Raw genomic sequence first — 20416 nt, 5'->3', positions numbered from 1 at the left:
AGTAGTATCGGTAGCTGAAGCGTGCGTTACGGCAGCTTCTTCACCAGTAGCATCAGCTGTTTTGCCGGCGGCAACGCGGTTTTTAGCGCTTTCCAGCGAGTTTTCGTCGAGGTCCTCGTCGTCGGCAAATTCCTGGCGGATAATGCGGTACACATCGTCCACCATTTCCTCTTCCAACTCCGTGCGGCGCACGATGTCATCTTTCTTCACAGCCAGTACGGCGCGGCCAGTGTCCAGACCGATTTTTTTCAATTCGGCCAGAACCCAAGGCTCGATTTCGTCCTGGAACTCGTCCAGCGAAATGTCTTCCTCGTAGTCGATGGCTTCGCGGAACACGTCGATTTCCATGCCTACCAGGCGGCTGGCCAGCTTGATGTTGGCACCGCCGCGGCCGATGGCCAGGCTCACCTGGTCGGGCTTCATGAACACGGATACCCGGCCACTCTCCTGGTTTATCTTCATAGAACCTACTTTGGCCGGCGATAGTGCCCGCGCAATGTAAAGCTCTAAGTTATCCGTGTAATTGATAATGTCAATATTCTCATTTTCCAGCTCGCGTACCACCGGGTGGATGCGGCTGCCCTTCATGCCCACGCAGGCACCCACGGGGTCAATGCGCTCATCGTAGCTTTCGACAGCAACTTTGGCGCGCTCGCCGGGCTCACGCACCACGTTTTTGATGACAATGAGGCCATCGTAAATCTCGGGTACTTCCAGCTCAAACAAACGCTCCAGGAAAGCCGGCGCGGCGCGCGACAGGATGATTTTCGGCGTGCCGTTAATCACCTCTACGCGGTGCACGACGGCGCGCACGGTGTCGCCCTTGCGGAAACGGTCCTTGGGGATTTGCTCGCCCTTGGGCATCACCAGCTCGTTGTCGTCCTTGTCCATGATGAGGGCCTCGCGGCTCCACACCTGATAGACTTCGCCGGTCACGATTTCGCCTACCTGGTCCTTGTACTTCTGGTACAGGTTGTCGCGCTCAAGGTCTTTCACGCGCTGAATCAGCGTTTGGCGGGCCATGAGCACGGCGCGACGGCCGAAATCTTCCAGCTTCACGCCTTCGGCTACGGACTCGCCCACTTCGAAGTCGGGCTCAATTTTCTGGGCTTCGGACAGCGGAATTTTATCGTGGTCCCAGATATCCTCCGAGTTATCGTCCACGATTTCGCGGTTACGCCAGATTTCGAGGTCACCGTTGTCGGGGTTGATGATGACGTCGAAGTTTTCGTCCTGGTCGTACTTCTTGCGAATCATGGTGCGAAACACGTCGTCCAGGATGCTCATCATCGTGGGCCGGTCGATGTTCTTGCTCCGGGCAAATTCGCCGAAGGATTCAATGAGTTCGTGGCTGTTCATAGAGGCAGAACTGTATTTATTTGAAAGAGATAACAACCTTGGCCTCCTTAATGTCCCCGAAAGGATAGAATGCGGCGGGCAGGGTGGTTTTCTTGGTTTTTTGTTTGATTACTTCTTCGATTTCCACGCCTTCGGGGGTGGCGGCAGTGAGGATGCCGGTTTTCTCGGTGCCGTCGGCCAGCTTCAGGGCCAGCGAGCGGCCGATGTGGCGCGGGTACTGGCGCGGGTCGGTAAGGGGCTGGTCGGCACCGGGGCTGGTGACTTCGAGTGAGTACGCGGACTCTTCGCCGTAGTGCTCGTCGATGCGGCGGCCCAAGCGGCGGCTGATGGTGGCGCAGGACTGGATGGCAAGGCCGTTGGGGCCGTCGAGGGTAACGGTGACCTTGGGCAGCACCGAATCGGACACGGTGAGGCTCACGATGAACAGCTCCTCGTCGCCGATGGCATCGTGGAGCATTTCCAGCAGCAGGTTACGGTCGAAACGCATAGGGTTTGAAAAAAGCGGGCAAAAAAAGAGGGGACTGCGCGTCCCCTCTTTATCAGATTGAATACCAACTTCGGGGCAAAGGTACGACAATTGGGGACGGAATGCAAGATGGAACCGTGCGGCCGAGTGGGGCCGCAGAACCTTGCTTCCGGCCCCGGTTCGCTTGAAGTGCGAAGCCCTGGAAGATGGGAGCCTGACGGCTTTAGGCACTGACCAATAAAACCGCTGCAACTCCGGCGGCAGTCAGTGTCTTTGGCAAACCTCGGTGGCAGGTGCGGAGTTTGCGCATCAGCAACCGATATTCACGGCCTCATTCACCCTCATTTTCAGCCGCAAATTCCCATGAAATTCCTCACGACTTTTCGCATGGCCGCTTTTGGCCTGATGCTGGCCCTGGCCGGTACCGCCGCCCACGCCCAGACGACGCCCGCCACCATGCCAACCCCTGCTAAGGACGCGGTGAAGCCCAGCCCGGCGGCCACGGCTACCGGCAAGATTGGTACGACCGACGTGACCGTGAATTACAGTAGCCCGGGCGTGAAGGGCCGCAAGATTTTTGGCGGGCTGGAGCAGTACGGCAAGGTGTGGCGCGCCGGGGCCAATGAGGCCACGACGGTAGAATTCAGCAAGAATGTAATGGTGGAAGGCAAAGCGTTGCCGGCGGGCAAGTACGGCTTCTTCGTGATTCCGGCCGAGAGCGGGCCGTGGACGGTTATTTTCAACAAGGTGCCCAACCAGTGGGGCGCGTTCAAGTACGACGAAAAGCAGGACGCGCTGCGCGTGATGGTGACGCCCCGCAAAACGGCCCTTACCGAGCGGCTGGCGTATGAGGTGACGCCTAAGGGCCTGGTGCTGCGCTGGGAAAATGTGGAATTGCCGGTGGCAATTAAGTAGCCTTTGGGTAGTAACTGGAATTGATGACGGGCGGCCCGGGTGGGCCGCCCGCTTACTTTTGTGCCTTCGCTCGACTTTATGCAACCCATGGAATATAAGCTCACCCAATACAGCCACGGCGCGGGCTGCGGCTGCAAAATCGCGCCGGCCGTGCTCGACCAGATGCTGCACACCAGCATTGCGCAGCCGCAACACGAGAAGCTGCTGGTGGGCAATGCCAGCCGCGACGACGCGGCCGTGTACGACATCGGCGGGGGCCAGGCGGTGATTTCGACCACCGACTTCTTCATGCCCATCGTGGATGATGCCTACGATTTCGGGCGCATTGCCTCAGCCAATGCCATTTCGGACGTGTACGCCATGGGTGGGCGGCCGCTGCTGGCCATTGCTGTGCTGGGCTGGCCCGTGGATAAGCTGCCGCCCGAGGTGGCGCGCCGCGTGCTGGAAGGCGCCCGCAGCATCTGCGCCGAGGCGGGGATTCCGCTGGCGGGCGGGCACAGCATCGACTCACCGGAGCCCATTTTTGGGCTGGCCGTGACGGGCATGGTCGATATCAAAGACCTGAAGCAGAACGACACGGCCACCGCCGGCTCAGAATTATTCCTGACCAAACCGTTGGGCGTGGGCATCATGACGACGGCCCAGAAAAAGGGCATTTTGCGGGACGAAGACGCCAACATTGCGCCCGCTCAAATGATGCAGCTTAATAAAATTGGCGCGGAACTGAGCAAGCTGCCCGCGGTGACAGCCCTCACAGACGTGACGGGCTTTGGCCTGCTAGGGCACCTGGCCGAGGTATGCGAAGGCAGCCACCTGACGGCCGAAATTGACTTCAGCAAAGTTCCTCGCATTGCGGCGGCTGAAAGCTATTTGAAACAGGGGAGCGTGCCCGGCGGCACCGGCCGCAACTGGGCCAGCTACGGCCACAAAATCGGCCCGGTGACGGACGAGCAGCGCGCCTGGTTGTGCGACCCGCAAACGTCGGGTGGCCTGCTGGTGTGCGTGGAGCCCGCCGGGCGCGCGGCCGTGGAGGCCGTTTTCGCGAAGCATGGGCTGGCGCTGGAGAGCTTCGGCCACCTGCGGGCGCACACCGACGGCGAGGCCTGGGTGCAGGTGCAAGCCTAGCGTAGAGCGGGCTTTTCAGGCATGAAAACCTCTTTCTTCCGCCCGCTGATTGAAGCGGCCGTGGTGCTGTTTGTGGTGCTGGGGGCGGCGCGCTGGGTTACGGGGCTGTTTACGAAGCGCACCCACGTGTACCAGACCACGGCGGCGCGGCAGATGCGGCTGCTGTTCTGGCCGCTGCTGGCGCTGGGCGCGGGGCTGAGCGTGCTGCCGGCCGTGGCCATGGGCGGGGCCGAAGTCAGCGCGTTCGAGTGGCTGCTCACGGCGGGGTTTATGCTCTTTACGCTAGCCCTGAGTGGGCCGGCGCTGCTGCTGCATCTGCGCTACTGGGTGCTCAACCACGAAACCACGCTGGTTTTTCAGCCCGTTGATAACCGGTTTGAAGTGTACGAGGCCGGGCGGCGGGTGCCATTTGAGCGGCGCGACCTGGCCCGTGTGGCGCGCGTGACGTGTAGCGCCCGCCGCACGTTCTGGGCAAAATATGATTACCTGACGCTGCACCTGCGCGACGGCCGTGCCATTACGCTTACCGCGTTACTCACTGATTTGGAGCCATTGGCCTCTTTCCTGCGCAGCCTGCCACCGGAGCGGCGCACCAAGGCGTGGTGCTGGGTGTAGCCTATTTCCGTTTATACAGGCCGGGCGTAGCCGTCGGCTCATAGGCGCTGAAGATGCCGGGCAGCAGCTGTTGCAAGCGGGGCACCACGTGGCTCTGGTCGAGCAGGTAGGCGGGCGGCGTAGGGCCCATTTTCTGGGCTACGCGCACCACGGCGGCGTACTCGTTGAGGTGGCCGAAATCGACTTGTGATAATGCCCAGTCGAGGTAGGGCGTGGCGGGGTGATTGTTGAAATACGCTCGGTCGTCGGGGCCGAGAATTAGGAGCGTCTGGCCGCGCAAGGAGGCGTAGCGCGGGTCGGGCTCGAGGCCGAAGCGGCTTTCGGCGGGCATGTGCAGCAGGCTTTCGAGGCGCGGAACCTGGGCGCGGTAGCGCAGCACCACCACAGCGTTGATAATGAGCAGCAGCAGCAATTCCAGCAGCCAGCTTTGGCGGTAGCGCTGCCACAGGAAGAGGCTGAAATAGGCAAGCGGCAGCAGCAACAACACCAGCGCCCCGGGGGCTGCACCGCGCTCTACCGCCGCGGCCAAGGCGGCCACGGCCAGCCAGACCAGCATCATCTGGCGGAATTTTATCTGGAACACCAAGCCCAGCGACGTACCCAACGACCGCAGCAGCGCCAGCGCCAACACCAGCATGGGCACAATCAGCAGGCGCAGCTGCAGGCCGGCGGGCAGGCCGCTGGCAATGAGGTCGGTGAGGCCCGGCTGCAAGTGAAATTGCACGAATCCCGGCAGCGCATCGGTGTAGAAGAAAAACGTGGCTACCAACGCATACGGAAAGAAAAAACCGCACAGCAGCAGCAGCGAGCTTCGAAAGGAATTGGCCGCAAAAATCACCACCGCAAACAGGCCCACTATCACAAACAGACTCAGCGGCAGGTAACATAGCGCGCCCAGCCCAATCAGGAAACCGGCCCGAAACAGGCGGCGGTTGTCGTAGCCCTCGCGGGAGGTGGGCAGCAGCGCGCTCAGCGCAAACACAATGAAGGTATTGCCCAGCAGCAGCGGCGAAAGGGCATCCAAATCAGTGCTCACGCTGCCCACCAGCAGGTAGGTAAGGGCCGCCACGTAGCCGCGCTCGGGGTGCACGTCGTAGCGGTTGAACACGAGATTCAGGCGCAGGCCCTGGATGAACAGCAGCCCCAGCGCCACCATGCGGTAGAGCCACACCGGGCGCGCCAGCACGGCATCGAGGGCGGCAAAGGTGGCGGCGGCCAGCGGCGCGGTGCCGTCGTAAAGGTCGCGGTAGGGCATGGCCCCGCCGTGCACCCGCTCACCCACCAGCAAGGCCCGCAGTTCGGCCGCCGTCAGGGGCAGGCCGGCCCAGAGCAGCGGCAGGCGCAGGGCCAGCACCAGCAGCACCAGGGCCAGCAGCTGCGTGGGCAACGAGCTTTTGAAAAAGCGAAGCAATGCGCGGGGGAAAAGGGAACAAGGGAAATGGGATAGGGCAAAGGTATCGGGAGGATGGGTTCTGCCGCCACCGACCGGAAGTAGACTCATCGGTCTAATGCAGCTTGACGCCCTATCCCGTTTTCCTTATTCCCTATCCCCTACACCCTTCTCCCCTATCCCGTACCTTTGCCAGTCATTATGGATAGCAAACGACAACAAAAAATGGCCAGCCTCCTGCAACAGGAGCTCGCGGCCGTATTGCAGCGCGACTTACCGCACCTGTTCGGCGGCGGGCTGGCGCCCAGCATCAGCATGGTGAAGGTGACGCCCGACCTGGGCCAGGCCCGCGTATACCTCAGCCTGCTGCTGGGCAACGATGCCAACGAGCGCCTCGAAATCATCAAGGACAACGCCAAGGAAATCCGCCACGCCTTGGCCAAGCGCATTCGCAAAACGGCCCGCGTAGTGCCCGAGCTCATCTTCTTCCACGACGACAGCGCCGCCTACGCTGCCCACATGGACCAGGTGCTTGGCACGCTCTACATTCCGGACGCTCCCAAGGACGACGCTTCGGACGAAGATGACAAGCCCGCCCGCCCGCGCCTTTTTAACAATGAGTAACTGCGTAAGGGAGTGACTGAGTGGCCGTTTAAACCATCACTCAGTCACTCCCTTACGCAGTCGCTCGTTACTCAGTCACTTCCTCACTCAGTCACTCTTTTGTACTACGACCCTATTAAGAAGACGCTCGGCCAGGTATTCAACCGCACGCCGTGGCTGCGCCGGCTGTTTTATCACCTGCTCGATTTGCTGCTGCTGCGCACCTGGCACGTGCACCGCGAACTGCGCCGCTGGGCCAAAGGCCGCACCCAGCAACCCCTGCACATCCTCGATGCCGGCTCCGGCTACGGGCAGTACACGTACTGGCTGAGCGGGCTGAGCTCGAAATGGAACATCTTGGCCGTGGACGTGAAGGACGACCAGGTGGCCGACTCCAATCAGTTTTTCCGCCAGATTGGGCGCAAGAACGTGCAGTTTGCCGTGCAGGATTTGGTGCTCTATCAGGAGCCGAATGCCTTCGACCTGGCGCTGTCTGTTGATGTAATGGAGCACATTCTGGAAGATGTGGAAGTGTTCCGCAACATCCACGCGTCGCTGAAAGATGGCGGCATGCTGCTGATTTCGACCCCCAGTGACCAGGGCGGCTCCGACGTGCACGACGACGGCGAAACCAGCTTCATCGAGGAGCACGTACGCGACGGCTACAACATCCGCGAGATTCAGCAGAAGCTGCGCACCGCCGGCTTCGAGCGCATCGAGGCCCGCTACAGCTACGGCGAGCCGGGCCAGATTTCGTGGCGCCTGAGCATGAAATACCCCATTCTGATGCTGGGCAAGTCGCGCCTGTTTTTCGTGGTGTTGCCGTTCTACTACCTGGTCACGTTCCCGTTCTGCCTGCTGCTGAACTGGCTCGATGCCCGCAGCACGCACGACTCCGGCACCGGCCTCATCGTGAAAGCCTGGAAGTAAGCTGCTTCCTGAGCAGGCAAATTCTCTGAATTTGTGCCCGTTACCATTTAACTCGCATTTTGCCTTAGCTTTCCGAACGCTAACGCCGTAAAGCGCCCCGATAAAACCCACGCAGGAGCCGCCGCCACATCCGGATAATCCGTGACCTACCCGACGATTCCGTGATTTATGAACGTACCTATCCTCATTGCCCGGCGCTATTTCCGTTCCAAGAATAAGCGCAACATCATCACCATCATCTCCAACATTTCGATGATTGGGGTGGCGGTGGGCACCATGGCGCTGATTATCGTGCTGTCGGTGTTCAACGGGCTGGAGGATTTGGTGCGCACGCTCTACGGCAAATCGGACCCCAATCTCGTCATCTCCGCCGCCAAGGGCAAGGCCTTCAACGTGGACCGCACTTTCCTGATGAAGCTGGAAAATACACCCGGCGTGGCCCTGCTCACGGAGGTAATCGAGGACAATGCGCTGCTGCAATACCACGACCGCCAGATGGTGGTAAAAATGCGCGGCCTTTCCGATAACTACTTTGGCCAGAGCCAGATTGACGCCAACATTCGCGAGGGCGACCACCGCCTGCGCCGCGACAGCCTGGAGCTGGCCCTAGTGGGCGCGGGTGTGCAGCACGAGCTCAGCATCACGCTCAACAACCGCTTGGCCCCCATGCGGTTGCTTTACCCACGCAACACGCCCGGCAAAAAAACCCTCGATTTCAACCCCGAAAACGCCTTCAACGAGCAGAACCTGACGGCCGGCGGCGTCTTCCTCATTGAGCAGCACATCGACGACAGCTACATTTTCGTGCCCCTCACCTTTGCCCAGCGCCTGCTGGGCTACGGCACCCGCCGCACGGCTCTCTACGTGAAGGTGGGCCAGAGCTTCGAAATTGAAAAGGTGAAAGGAGAGCTCCGCAACCTACTCGGGCCGGATTTCAAAGTGCAGGATTCAGATGAGCAGCACGTCAGCCTGTTCAAGGCCATCAAAGTGGAGAAGCTGTTTGTGTTCATCACCTTCACGCTCATCCTGCTCATCGCCTCGCTCAATATCTTTTTCTCGCTCTCGATGCTGGTCATCGACAAGAAAAAGGACATCTCGGTGCTGCTGGCCATGGGCGCGAGCCAGAAGACGGTGCGCCGCACCTTCCTCTATGTAGGCGCCATCGTGGCGCTGGTAGGCGCAGCCACCGGGCTCATCCTAGGCGTCACGCTGTGCTGGCTCCAGCAGCGGTTTGGCTTCGTGAGCATGGGCATGGCCACGAGCGTGGTGGATGCTTACCCCGTAAAAATGCAGGCCTCGGACCTGATTTTTACCTGCCTCTCCATTATCCTCATTACGCTGGCCGTAAGCATTCGCCCTGCGCTAAATGCGAGCAAGTTGGACTTGCGCGAGAATTTATAGCGTTTATCGAATTTATGGTATCTTGGGGTTAGCTACGCCGTAAGGGCCTAGCAATTCGCTCCTGCAGCTAAGCGTTACGACAAATTTCCGCTTTCTGCCCTACCTTGCGCCTTCCGCGTGCCCGGCTATGAAAGTATCTACCGCAGAACCGTTTCAAATCGTCTATTCGCTCTTCGAACACGAGTTCCTGGGCCACTTGTTCGCGGCCTACGTGGTCCAGCTCGGCCCACGCGGCCAGCTAACGCTTCAGCACCAGACGGTTTCGGGGAAAAATGCCCATGAATTTGCGGCCGGCCTCGATGCCACCGATTTTGAATTGGTAGAACTCTGCGACCAGATTCAGCAGGAAGCGGTGGTAAAAGAATTCTGGCCCCGCAAAATCGCCACGGCCGAGTTTTTTCTCAAGACCTACAACGCCGAAAAGGGCGACAAACCGCTTCAGGAGCTCATTTCCAAGTACGTGCAGACGCGCATGGCCGGCATTCTGGCGCGGCTGGCGGGCAAGCAAGTATTCATTATGGGCCGCGACGGCGAGCCGACGTGGAAGGAAATTGGCATGGCCCCGGCCAAGGCGTCCATCCTGTTCCACTTCCGCCGCAACGAAGAAGGCACGCATTACTTCCCCACCATTCAGTACCAGGGGCAGAAGCTTGATTTCCAATACAAAGACGCGGTGCTTGTGTGCCTGCAGCCGGCCTGGCTACTGCTCAACGACCTGCTCTATTCCTTCCGCACGGAAGTCGACGGCCGCAAGCTGCTGCCGTTTCTGAAGAAGAAATTTATTGTGGTGCCCCGGCAGGTGGAGGAAAGCTATTTCCAGAAATTCGTGGCCCCGCTCATGGAGTCGTTTGAGGTGCACGCCCGGGGCTTCGACATTCGCTCGGAGCGCTACGTGGCGCGGCCTCGGCTCACGTTCAGCGACGCCCAGCCAGCCCTGCCCGCGCCCGAAGCGCCCGTGCGCCCGCCCGGCCCACCGCGCCGGGGCCGCATTCCGCTGCCTAAGCCCATCGCTCCGCTGCTCACCGGCGCCGAAACCGAGCAGATTCATTTCGAGCTGAGCTTCCGCTACGGCCCGCACCTCATGCCGCTGGGCACCAACAAGCCCGTGAGCGTGCACCTCGAAAAAACGGCCGACAGCTACGTGTTCCACCGCCTGCTGCGCAACCCCGAGCAGGAACAGGCCACAGTAGAAGAGCTCCAGGCCCGCCGCCTCGTGGTGGCCAACGGCCACGCCTCGCTGCCCAAAGCCGAAGCCTTCAAGTGGCTGCACGACAACACCCCCGCCCTCACGGAGCTGGGCTACACGGTAGAAGCAGCTTCCACCGCTACCAAAAACTACTTCATCGGCCCGACCAGCGTGCAGGTGGGCATCCAGGAAGCCGGCGACTGGTTTGACGTGCGCGGCACGGTGCGCTTTGGCGACATTGAAGTGCCGTTTATTCGGCTGCGGGGGCACATCCTGCAGCGCCGACGCGAGTTTAAGCTGCCCAACGGCCAGATTGCCATCATCCCCGACGAGTGGTTTACGGACTACCTGGAGCTGTTTGCCTTCGGCGAAGAAACCGCGGACGGCCTCAACCTGCGCCGCCACCATCTCGCCCTGGTGGCCGACCTACAAAGCAACGAGCTGGCCACCGTGCGCATGGGCCGCAAATTGGAAAAGCTGCGCGACTTTGCCGAAGTCGAAGACCACCCGCTGCCCGTGGGCTTCCTGGGCGAACTGCGGCCTTACCAGAAGGCCGGCTACAACTGGCTGCGCTTCGTGCAGGACTACCATTTCGGCGGCTGCCTGGCCGACGATATGGGGCTTGGGAAAGCCCAGCCGCTGCACGCCAACATTCTCACGCCCACCGGCTGGAAGAAAATGGGACAGATGCGCGTGGGCGAAGCAGTTATCAACTCGCAGGGCCAGACGTCCCACGTTACGGGCGTATTTCCGCAGGGCGAAAAGGAAATTTTCCGCGTGACGTTTACGGACGGCTCCACGGCGGAATGCTGCGCCGAGCATTTGTGGGCTGTGCAAAGCCCCGTGCAGAAATACCGGGGCCAAGCCCACAAGGTAAAGGCGCTGCAGGAGTTAAGTGCCGACCTGCACGACAAGCACGGCAACACCAAGTGGTTCATTCCCATGGTAAAGCCAGTGGAAATGCCTTCCCAAAAGGTGCCGGTCGACCCGTATTTTATGGGGCTGCTGCTGGGCGATGGCTGCTTCCGACTCAATAGCATTCAGCTCTCGACCGGCGACGCGGAAATTGTGAACTACGTGACCCGTGAGCTGCCGTCCACCCTGGCCATTCGCCGTCAAGGCCTTACCTGCGATTATACGTTTGTCAAAAATGCCGCTGGCTGGACTAACGAGCTAATGCAGCACATTAAGGCATTGGGGCTGAAAGGCAAGCTGTCGAAAGACAAGTTTATTCCCGACAACTATTTGTTCAACGATGCCCCAACTCGCCTGGCGCTGCTTCAGGGCCTGATGGATTCTGACGGCTATATGTCGGCGCAAGGCGACGTGTGCCAGTTCACTTCGGTTTCGACGGCGCTGATTGAGGGCGTTACCTTTTTGGTGCAATCGTTGGGCGGCACCGTGAGAAAGTCGAGCAAGACCCCGGGCTATGTCCACAACGGCGAGAGCCGGACCGGGCAGCGGGCGCACACCCTGACCCTGAGCCTGCCGCCCCACATTACGCCCTTTCGCCTGGCGCGGAAAGCGGTGCTATACCGTCCCAAAACTAAGTACCAGCCCTACCGCGGCATCAAAGCGGTGGAGTTGGTTGGCACGATGCCCGCACAGTGTATTTCGGTGGATGCACCGGACCGGTTGTATGTAACGGATAATTTCATCCTGACGCACAACACGATTCAAACGCTCGCCATGCTGCAGCATCGCCGCGAAAGCGGGGAGGCACAGGGCGCGGCCTCGCTGCTGGTATTACCTACTTCACTGGTTTTCAATTGGCTGAACGAGGCGCAGAAGTTTACGCCCGAACTGCGCGTGCTGGCTTACACCGGCACCTACCGTGAAAAAAACCCCGACCGCTTCGCCGATTACGACGTGGTGCTGACCAGCTACGGCATCGTGCGGCTGGATACGGAGCTGCTGGCCGGCTATAAATTCGACTACGTGATTCTGGACGAGTCGCAGGCCATCAAAAACCCGTCGAGCACGACCTCGCAGGCCGTACGGCAGCTGCATTCCAAGCACCGGCTCATCCTCACGGGCACGCCGGTGGAGAACAGCACGATGGACTTGTGGTCGCAGATGTCCTTCATCAACCCCGGCTTGCTGGGCACGCAGGCGTTTTTCCGCAAGGAATTCCTCAAGCCCATTGAGAAAGACCAGGACGAAGGCCGCACCCGTCGCTTACACGCGCTCATCAAACCGTTTATCCTGCGTCGGCACAAAGCGCAGGTAGCCAAGGAACTGCCCGCCAAAACGGAGCAGCTCAGCTACTGTCAGATGACGGACGAGCAGGCCCACGCCTACGAGGAAACCAAGAGTTTCTACCGCAACAAAATCCTGCGCAACCTCGACGAGCACGGCCCGGCCAGCACCCAGTTTCTGCTATTGCAGGGCCTTACGCGTTTGCGGCAGATTGCCAACCACCCGCGCCTGGCCGACGAAAACTACACCCACGAATCGGGCAAGCTGCGCGAAGTGCTGCGCATGATTCGCAACGTGGTGGCCGAAGGGCACAAGGTGCTAGTGTTTAGTCAGTTCGTACAGCATTTATCGTTGGTACGGGCCGCGCTTGATGAGCGCCAGATGCATTATGCCTACCTCGACGGTGCCACCCGCGACCGGCCTGCCGAAGTGGCGCGCTTTCAGGAAAGCGAAGACCTAAAAATCTTCCTTATCAGCCTCAAAGCGGGCGGTGTGGGCCTCAATCTGACCGCCGCCGACTACGTCTTCATCCTCGACCCGTGGTGGAACCCTGCCGTGGAGGCTCAGGCCGTGGACCGCGCCCACCGCATCGGCCAGCAGCGGCCGGTATTCACCTACAAGTTCATCACCCAGGGCACGGTGGAGGAAAAAATTCTGGCCCTGCAACGCCGCAAATTGGCGCTGGTGAGCGAGCTTATTGCTACCGACGAGGCCGTGATTAAGCACCTTACCCGCGAGGATATTGAGGAGTTGCTGGGGTAAAAACGGCTGAGCAGGACGATAAAATCGCATGCGTCTGTTCACTTTGGCTTTTTGCCTGACTACCTATATGGCCGGCCAACAATTGCCACCGGCCGGGGTTTGCAATTCATGCACGTCACCCTCCGCACCGCCGTTTCTCAATCCCCGGCCGCGGTCATGGCCGGCTTCACCCGCGAGCTATTTGTGGCTCTGGCTCCGCCGTTTCCCCAGCTGCGGCTGCTCCGTTTCGATGGTTGCCGCACCGGCGACCGGGTTGAAATTGAGCTCGATACGCTGGTAAAGCGCCTGCCTTGGACTTCGCTGATTGTGGACGATGGCGTGCAGGCTGATGGCACCCATTATTTCGTGGATGAAGGCCAGATTCTGCCGCCACCGTTACGCTTCTGGCGGCACCGCCACCTTATTCAGCCTGGGACCAAGGGCGGCAGCGTGATTGTGGATGCGCTGGAATACCGCACGGCTTCGCGCCTGCTCGATGTGGTGATATACCCGGCCATGTGGGCGCAGTTTGCCTGGCGGCGGCCCATTTACCGGCGCTGGTTTCGGTAGGCGGGACAAGCCGGCCCGGCGCGGGGCCGTACCTTTGCAGACTATGCTGAACCCCGCCACCATCGTCCTCAAAAACGGAAAAGACCACAGCCTGCGCCGCCGCCACCCTTGGGTGTTCTCAGGTGCCATTGCCCGCGTATTGGGCGAGCCCCGCGAGGGCGAGCCCGTGCGTGTAGAAGCCATCAACGGCGAGCTGCTGGGCGTGGGCCACTTCTCCAGCGGCGGCTCCATTGCCGTGCGAATGCTGGATTTTGGCCCCGAAGCGGCTCTGCCGACGGCCAAATACTGGGAAGAAAAGCTGGGCAACGCCTACCGCCTGCGCCAGCGTCTGGCCCTGACTGGCACGGCCGATACCAACGTGTTCCGCTTGGTGCACGCCGAGGGCGACGGTCTGCCCGGCCTCATCATCGACGTGTATGGCGACACCGCCGTGGTGCAGGCCCACAGCGTGGGCATGTACCGCGCCCGGCCCGAAATCGCGGCCGCGCTGCGAGTAGTATTCGGCGACAAGCTGCGCGCCATTTATGACAAGAGTGCCGAAACCGTGCCCGGCAACGCCGTGCCCGACGCCCAGAACGGCTACCTGTTCGGCGAAAGCTCAGGCACGGAACATGTGGTGACGGAAAACGGCCACCAGTTTGCCGTGGATTGGGAAACTGGCCAGAAAACCGGCTTCTTCATCGACCAGCGCGACAACCGCGCCCTGCTGGCTCGCTACTCGCCCGGCCGCAAGGTGCTTAACACGTTCTGCTACACCGGCGGCTTCTCAGTTTATGCCCTGGAGGCCGGCGCAGAACTGGTGCATTCCGTCGATTCGAGCAAAAAAGCCATTGCCCTCACCGAGCGCAACGCCGAATTATCGAACCACGCCGACCGCCACGCCGCCTACCCCGACGACGTGCTGGGCTTCCTCAAAAACCACTCGGCCCAGTACGATTTGCTGGTGCTCGACCCGCCCGCTTTCGCCAAGCACATGGGCGCCCGCCACGCCGCCCTGATGGGCTACAAGCGCCTGAACGCAGCCGGCATTGCGCACCTGGCGCCGGGCGGGCTGCTGTTCACGTTCTCGTGCTCACAGGTAGTTAGCCCCGAATTGTTTGAAGGTGCGGTGCTGGCAGCGGCCATCGAAGCGGGCCGGCCGGCGCGCATCCTGCACCGCCTCACCCAGCCCGCCGACCACCCGGTAAGCCTGTTCCACCCGGAAGGCGCTTACCTGAAAGGGCTGGTGCTGGCGGTGGAGTAAGACGCGACGTATAAATTCCATTCTACTCATGGTTTTATCTTACTTCGACGAGTCGGGAGATGATGGTTTTCCTCGGCGTTCTTCTGATTTGTTTGTGCTCGCTAGTTTATCGATGCTGGAAACGGAGTGGAAGCACAATTTCGAGCAGGTACTTCTGTTCCGCCGACATCTCAGTAAGGAATACGGATTTCCTGTCAAACAGGAATTTCACACCCGCGAATTTATTCAGGATAAAAACCCTTACCACGGAAAATATCCTTCGGAAACGCGGCGGGAAATTCTTTTTGCATACGCTACACTGCTATCTTCCTTACGCTTACGAAGCACAGTCGTCGTCATTGACAAAACGAAGATTAGGAACCAAGAATACGACGTCTTGGAAAAGGCTTTCACCTACAACATACAGCGTATTGAGAATAGCCTAAGGCGACACGCAGCAACTAAAAACCAGTTACCCGAACGATTTATGGTGATAACCGATGAGGGGAGAGTTGGAAAAATGGGGAAAGTGGCGCGCAAAATTCAGCGCATTAATTATATCCCATCCAAATATGAGCTACCCGGCACCCGGCAAGAAATTGGGCTGCTGGTAGAAGACCCCTTGGCAAAAAACTCAGCAGAATCATACTTTATTCAGGCCGCAGACACACTGGCCTTTATCCATTCACTTTACGCTACCCGCTTTCTGTGCACAAATATGGATTTGGCGAACAGGGTAAAGAAAGTGTTAAGCGACGAGAGCATTTTGCAGCTAATGACTGTTCTGCAACCTATTCTTAACACTAAAGCCAGTAGTTCTAATCCGTATGGGGTCGTTTGCTACCCGCGCTAAAAAAAACACCACCTACGGCCCATTCGGACTTTCAGTGGTTCACCGCAAATGTACGGCAAATCTGCAACATCGTTGAAACAGCCCGTGGCCATCATCGGGGCGGGCATTGCAGGCATTGCAACGGCGGCGCGGCTGGCGGTGGCCGGGCACCCGGTCACGGTATTCGAGACCGGAGCCACGTTTGGGGGCAAGATGCACCAGTTTGTGCTGCCCGGCGGGTACCGGTTCGATGCGGGGCCGTCGCTGTTTACGCTGCCGCAGCTGGTGGACGATATTTTCCGGCTGGCCCAACGCGAGCCGGCCGACTACTTCCGCTACGAGCGGCTCGACCCCATCACCCGCTACTTTTTTGCCGATGGCACCCGGCTTACGGCCTGGGCCGAGGCGGCGAAATTTGCGGCTGAGGTGGAAGAGAAGCTGGGTACGCCGGCGGCGACCGTTACGCAGTTTCTGGCCCGCGCCGGCCAGGCGTATGATGCCACGGCGGGTACCTTCTTGCACAAATCCCTGCACAAGGCCGGCACCTACTTCAGCCCCGAAACGCTGAAAGCCGTGGCCGCCCTGCCGCAGCTGGGCCTGCTGGGCACCATGCACCAGCGCCACGCCAAAGCTTTTGGCGCCGACCCGCGCCTCGTGCAGCTGTTCGACCGCTATGCGACCTATAATGGCTCGGACCCCTACCAGGCCCCGGCCACGCTGAGCATGATTCCGCACCTGGAGCACGGCATTGGCGCTTTTTATCCTGAAGGTGGCATTTATGCCATTGCCGAAAGCCTGGTGAAGCTGGCTACGGAGTTCGGCGTGAAATTTCGCTACAGCGAGGCCGTGGAGGAAATTATCGTAGCCGATGGGCGCGTGACGGGCCTGCGCACGGCGCAGGACGTGTACGATTTCGGCCGGGTGGTAAGCAATATGGATGTGGTGCCCACGTACCGCCGCCTACTGCCCCGCGAGTCCGCCCCCGAGCGCACCCTGAGCCAGCCCCGCTCCTCTTCGGCGCTGATTTTTTACTGGGGCATCACCCGAGAATTTCCTGAGCTGGACCTGCACAACATCTTTTTCTCCGCTGATTATAAGCAGGAATTTGAGGCCATTTTTCAGGAGCAGACCGTGGCCAACGACGTGACGGTGTACGTGAACATCACCTCCAAAAAAACGCCCACCGATGCCCCGCCCGGCCACGAAAACTGGTTTGTGATGGTGAACGTGCCCCACGACCAGGGCCAGGACTGGCCGGCCCTTACCCGGCAAACCCGGCGCGCCGTGCTGCGTAAGCTGAGCCAGGCATTGGGCACCGACATTGAACCCCTGATTGCCACCGAAAAAACCTGGACGCCGCCCGGCATTGCCGCCGACACCTCGTCGTTTGGCGGGGCGCTGTATGGCAGTTCCAGCAACAACGCACTGGCGGCCTTCCTGCGCCACCCCAATTTTTCGGGGCGGCTCGAAGGGCTGTACTTTTGCGGTGGTTCGGTGCATCCGGGCGGCGGCATTCCGCTGTGTCTGCTGTCGGCCAAAATTGTTTCGTCTTTAATTAATGAGGGATAAGGGATAGGTAATAGGGGGCAAGGAGCGACAACCTAATCCTTTTGCAGTTGCTCACCGTCCTGCTTTCCATTGCCGACCTATCCCCTTTTCTCTATTCCGTTTTCCCTCCATGGTTGATTACACCGAGCCACTCCCGGCCGCGACTCACCGCCGGCTGCGCGTGGCCCAGGGACTGGTGCTGCTGTTTCATTTCACCGGTTTTGTGGGGCTGGCTTTTTCCCAAAACCCCGATTTCTACCTGCGCTTTACGCCCCTCACGCTCGGGCTCACGGCCCTGCTGCTGCTGTGGTTTCAGCCCAAGCGCGATGCCAGCTTCTGGGGTTTTTGCCTCACGGTGCTGCTGCTGGGCTTCGGGGCCGAGTTTGTGGGCGTGAACACGGGCCGGTTTTTCGGGCATTATACCTACGGCGACACCCTGGGTTTCAAGCTATTCGATATGCAGCCCTTCAAAGGTGTGCCGCCGATGATTGGTCTAAACTGGCTGGTGCTCACCTATGTATGCGGCACACTGGTGCGCTACCTGCCGCTGGGCGAGCTACCGCGCATTCTGCTGGCGGCCGGGCTCATGGTGGGCTTCGATGCCTGCCTGGAGCCGGTGGCCGGGCGCTTCGATTTCTGGCACTGGACGGCGGGCGTGATTCCTTTCCAGAATTTCCGCGACTGGTTCATCTTTGCCTGTATCTTGCAGATGCTGTTCAACCGCACCACCTTCACCAAGCGCAATCCGCTGGTGCCGCTGGTGTACATTACGCAGTTACTGTTTTTCTTCCTGCTTGGGGCACTCTAGCCAGCGCGACAGCGTTGGGCCCGACGCCAGCCGGTCGCTCACTTCCTTCTGAAAACAGACTTTCGCTTCCTCTTTGATGCCTGATTTTACACTGCCGACGGCTTCTCTGGAAGCCGCCATGCCGGTTTTTTACCGCTACGGCCTGCATACCGCGCCCGATGCTGCGCTGGCTACCGCCCTGCACACCAGCGAGGCTGACCTGGTGGCCCAGTTTCCCAGCCGCGAGCTGTTGGTGCATCACGCCATTCTGGCCGATATGGAGCGCCAGAAGCGCGAACACGTGGAATTGTTCGCCCAATATTCGTCGGCCGTGGAGCGCCTGTACGGCTTGTTGCAGCTGGGCTTGCGCGACTTGGCCGCCGTGCCGGGCCAATTTTACATCGACCTGCAAACCGGGTTTCCCAAAACGTGGGAGGCGGCGATGGACAACGTAAATACTTACTCGGCCCCGCAGCTGCAACAGCTGCTTAATGACGGCATTCGCAATCGAATGTTCCGCTCCGATATTAACATTCAGCTGGTTACCAAGATTATTGTGGAGCAGTTGAATATGTTGCTCAACCCGCAGGTGTTTCCGCCTGACCGCTACAACATGCGCGAGGTTTTTCGCAGCATTTTCTTGTACTACATTCGGGGCATCTGCACCGAGGAAGGCGCGCGGATTGCGGCCGAGCATTTTGCCCGGCTGTAGACAGCTCCGGCGTCGCGGCCGGGGGTAACTCTCTGTACCGATGCGTTTATCAATACTAAGCGGCTGGCTGGTGCCAGCCGCCGCGGGCCTGCTGCTGGCGGGCTGCCAGGGCAAAACTTCGTCGTCGGAAACGGCCACGACCACGGCCCCAACCGAAGCCGAAGCCGCTCCCACCGACACAGCCAGCGTGCCCGCCCCAAACGACGGCATCACGCCCGCGCTCATAGCCCGGCACATCAAAGTGCTGGCTTCGGATGAGTTTCAGGGCCGGCGGCCGTTTACGGCAGGCGAAGAGAAAGCCACAGCTTATTTGGCTTCGGAATTCAAGAAGCTGGGCTTGCAGCCGGGGGCCAATGGCTCGTATTTCCAGGCGGTGCCGCTGGTGGAAATCGCGGGCCGGCCCGACTCGATTGCCACGGTGACGGGCAACGGCAAAACCCTGCAGCTGAAGTACCGGCAGGATTTTATGTTCCTGACCGAGCAGGAAAAGCCGGTTATCAGCATAAAGGATTCGCCGCTGGTGTTTGCTGGCTACGGCGTGACGGCTCCCGAGTATAACTGGGACGACTACGCGGGCCTCGACGTGAAGGGCAAGACGGTGGTGGTGCTCATCAACGACCCCGGCAACGCGGGCAACGACACCACGATGTTCAAGGGCAAGGCCATGACGTATTATGGCCGCTGGATGTACAAATACGAGGAGGCTGCCCGCCACGGCGCTACCGGCTTGGTCATCATCCACGATACCAAGCCCGCTTCCTACCCTTGGACGGTGGTGCAGAGCAGCAACGGCGGCGCCAAACTGCACCCCCAAACGCCCGACCACGGTGCCAGCAAGGTGGCCCTCGAAGGCTGGATAACCCTCGACGCGGCCAAGCGTCTCTTCACGGCCGCCGGCCAGAACTACGACGAAGCCTACGCCGCCGCCAACCGCCCCGGCTTCCGCGGCCGGGTGATGAACCTGAGTTTGAGCACCACCATCCACAATAAAATCACGCGTAAAACCTCGAAAAACGTGGTGGCCGTACTGCCCGGCACCACCCGCCCGAAAGAGTACATCATCTACTCGGCGCACTGGGACCACCTAGGCATCGGCAAGCCGATTGCGGGCGACTCGATTTACAACGGCGCGCTCGACAATGCCAGTGGCTGCGCCGGCCTGCTGGCCATTGCCACCGCCTTCAAGCAGGCCAAGGAAAAGCCGCAACGCAGCATCGTGTTTTTGGCCGTAACCGGCGAAGAGCAGGGCCTGCTGGGTTCCGATTATTACGCCCAACACCCGCTGTTTCCGGTGGCTAGCACCGTGGCCGACATTAACATGGACGAGCTGCTGGCCTTTGGGCCGATGCGTGATTTGACCATTATCGGCTACGGGCAGTCGGAACTGGACGATTACGCCCGCACCGCCGCCAAGGAGCAGAACCGCTACGTCATCCCCTTCCAGCACCCCGAAACCGGCAGCTTCTACCGCTCCGACCATTTCAGCTTCGCCAAAGTGGGCATTCCGGCGCTTTACGCCAGCGGGCAGTTCGAGAGCCGCCTGCACGGCAAAGCCTTCGCCGAAAAGCAGCGCAAGGACTTCGAAGAGAAAGCCTATCACCAGCCCGCTGACCAGTTCGACCCCAAATGGGACCTGCGCGGCGCGGCCGAAGATGCCCGCCTGCTGTTCCGCGTAGGCCAGATGCTGGCCGGCGAAACCACTTTTCCGAAGTGGAAGGAGGGCTCGGAGTTTAAGGCGACAAGGGAGAAGAGCCGGCCCGGGAAATAATTCCGTTACCAGTCATGCAGCGCGCAGCGTAGCATGACGTTCTTTTA

The 20416-nt window shown here is 60.1% G+C and carries 16 protein-coding genes and 1 pseudogene; 14 read left to right on the top strand and 3 right to left on the bottom strand.

Annotated elements, in window-relative coordinates; translation table 11 throughout:
* Positions 1 to 126: 126 nt before the first annotated feature.
* Together nusA and ACYU7Q_RS20540 are read right to left on the bottom strand one after the other, a co-directional pair.
* Positions 127 to 1359 (bottom strand): annotated as a pseudogene (gene nusA / locus ACYU7Q_RS20545) (transcription termination factor NusA); the annotation flags it as partial.
* 16 nt (positions 1360 to 1375) lie between these two features.
* On the bottom strand, positions 1376 to 1846 hold the full coding sequence (locus tag ACYU7Q_RS20540) for an LSm family protein (RefSeq protein WP_460611333.1): 471 nt from the start codon (positions 1844 to 1846) through the stop codon (positions 1376 to 1378).
* A 342-nt stretch (positions 1847 to 2188) separates the two neighbouring features.
* Here ACYU7Q_RS20540 and ACYU7Q_RS20535 point away from each other — a divergent pair, with 342 nt between their 5' ends.
* From ACYU7Q_RS20535 to ACYU7Q_RS20525, 3 genes are all read left to right on the top strand, one after another.
* A complete protein-coding gene (locus tag ACYU7Q_RS20535; protein WP_460611332.1) occupies positions 2189 to 2740 on the top strand; it encodes a DUF2911 domain-containing protein in 552 nt (183 codons plus the stop codon).
* Positions 2741 to 2827: 87 nt separating this feature from the next.
* Positions 2828 to 3865, top strand: coding sequence for a selenide, water dikinase SelD (gene selD / locus ACYU7Q_RS20530; RefSeq protein ID WP_460611331.1), 1038 nt, complete (start codon positions 2828 to 2830; stop codon positions 3863 to 3865).
* A gap of 21 nt (positions 3866 to 3886) precedes the next feature.
* Positions 3887 to 4480, top strand: coding sequence for a hypothetical protein (locus ACYU7Q_RS20525; RefSeq protein WP_460611330.1), 594 nt, complete (start codon positions 3887 to 3889; stop codon positions 4478 to 4480).
* A gap of 1 nt (position 4481) precedes the next feature.
* Here ACYU7Q_RS20525 and ACYU7Q_RS20520 read toward each other — a convergent pair whose 3' ends face one another.
* The gene (locus ACYU7Q_RS20520) at positions 4482 to 5891 is read right to left on the bottom strand and encodes a hypothetical protein (protein WP_460611329.1); all 1410 of its coding nucleotides are present in this window, start codon (positions 5889 to 5891) and stop codon (positions 4482 to 4484) included.
* A 180-nt stretch (positions 5892 to 6071) separates the two neighbouring features.
* On the opposite strand from ACYU7Q_RS20520, the gene ACYU7Q_RS20515 reads away from it, so the two are divergent.
* From ACYU7Q_RS20515 to ACYU7Q_RS20465, 11 genes are all read left to right on the top strand, one after another.
* On the top strand, positions 6072 to 6494 hold the full coding sequence (locus tag ACYU7Q_RS20515) for a ribosome-binding factor A (RefSeq protein ID WP_460611328.1): 423 nt from the start codon (positions 6072 to 6074) through the stop codon (positions 6492 to 6494).
* 99 nt (positions 6495 to 6593) lie between these two features.
* Entirely contained in the window at positions 6594 to 7403 is an 810-nt protein-coding gene (locus ACYU7Q_RS20510) for a class I SAM-dependent methyltransferase (protein WP_460611327.1), read from the top strand.
* A gap of 168 nt (positions 7404 to 7571) precedes the next feature.
* Complete coding sequence (locus ACYU7Q_RS20505) at positions 7572 to 8804, top strand: ABC transporter permease (RefSeq protein ID WP_460611326.1); 1233 nt, start codon at positions 7572 to 7574, stop codon at positions 8802 to 8804.
* Between the two features lie 127 nt (positions 8805 to 8931).
* Positions 8932 to 12951: an SNF2-related protein gene (locus ACYU7Q_RS20500; protein ID WP_460611325.1), complete on the top strand. Its 4020-nt coding sequence runs from the start codon at positions 8932 to 8934 to the stop codon at positions 12949 to 12951.
* Between the two features lie 108 nt (positions 12952 to 13059).
* The gene (locus ACYU7Q_RS20495; RefSeq protein ID WP_460611324.1) at positions 13060 to 13500 is read left to right on the top strand and encodes an SRPBCC family protein; all 441 of its coding nucleotides are present in this window, start codon (positions 13060 to 13062) and stop codon (positions 13498 to 13500) included.
* Positions 13501 to 13543: 43 nt separating this feature from the next.
* Positions 13544 to 14743: a class I SAM-dependent rRNA methyltransferase gene (locus ACYU7Q_RS20490; RefSeq protein ID WP_460611323.1), complete on the top strand. Its 1200-nt coding sequence runs from the start codon at positions 13544 to 13546 to the stop codon at positions 14741 to 14743.
* 28 nt (positions 14744 to 14771) lie between these two features.
* The gene (locus ACYU7Q_RS20485) at positions 14772 to 15575 is read left to right on the top strand and encodes a DUF3800 domain-containing protein (protein ID WP_460611322.1); all 804 of its coding nucleotides are present in this window, start codon (positions 14772 to 14774) and stop codon (positions 15573 to 15575) included.
* A gap of 48 nt (positions 15576 to 15623) precedes the next feature.
* The gene (gene crtD, locus ACYU7Q_RS20480) at positions 15624 to 17123 is read left to right on the top strand and encodes a phytoene desaturase family protein (RefSeq protein ID WP_460611321.1); all 1500 of its coding nucleotides are present in this window, start codon (positions 15624 to 15626) and stop codon (positions 17121 to 17123) included.
* 109 nt (positions 17124 to 17232) lie between these two features.
* Positions 17233 to 17910, top strand: coding sequence for a carotenoid biosynthesis protein (locus ACYU7Q_RS20475; protein WP_460611320.1), 678 nt, complete (start codon positions 17233 to 17235; stop codon positions 17908 to 17910).
* 76 nt (positions 17911 to 17986) lie between these two features.
* Positions 17987 to 18601, top strand: coding sequence for a TetR/AcrR family transcriptional regulator (locus ACYU7Q_RS20470; protein ID WP_460611319.1), 615 nt, complete (start codon positions 17987 to 17989; stop codon positions 18599 to 18601).
* 40 nt (positions 18602 to 18641) lie between these two features.
* Complete coding sequence (locus ACYU7Q_RS20465; protein WP_460611318.1) at positions 18642 to 20369, top strand: M28 family metallopeptidase; 1728 nt, start codon at positions 18642 to 18644, stop codon at positions 20367 to 20369.
* Positions 20370 to 20416 lie beyond the last annotated feature (47 nt).

This window comes from Hymenobacter terrigena (assembly GCF_054776515.1).
The sequence above is the reverse complement of the archived record's forward strand: the minus strand, read 5'-3'. Positions and strand labels throughout refer to the sequence as shown.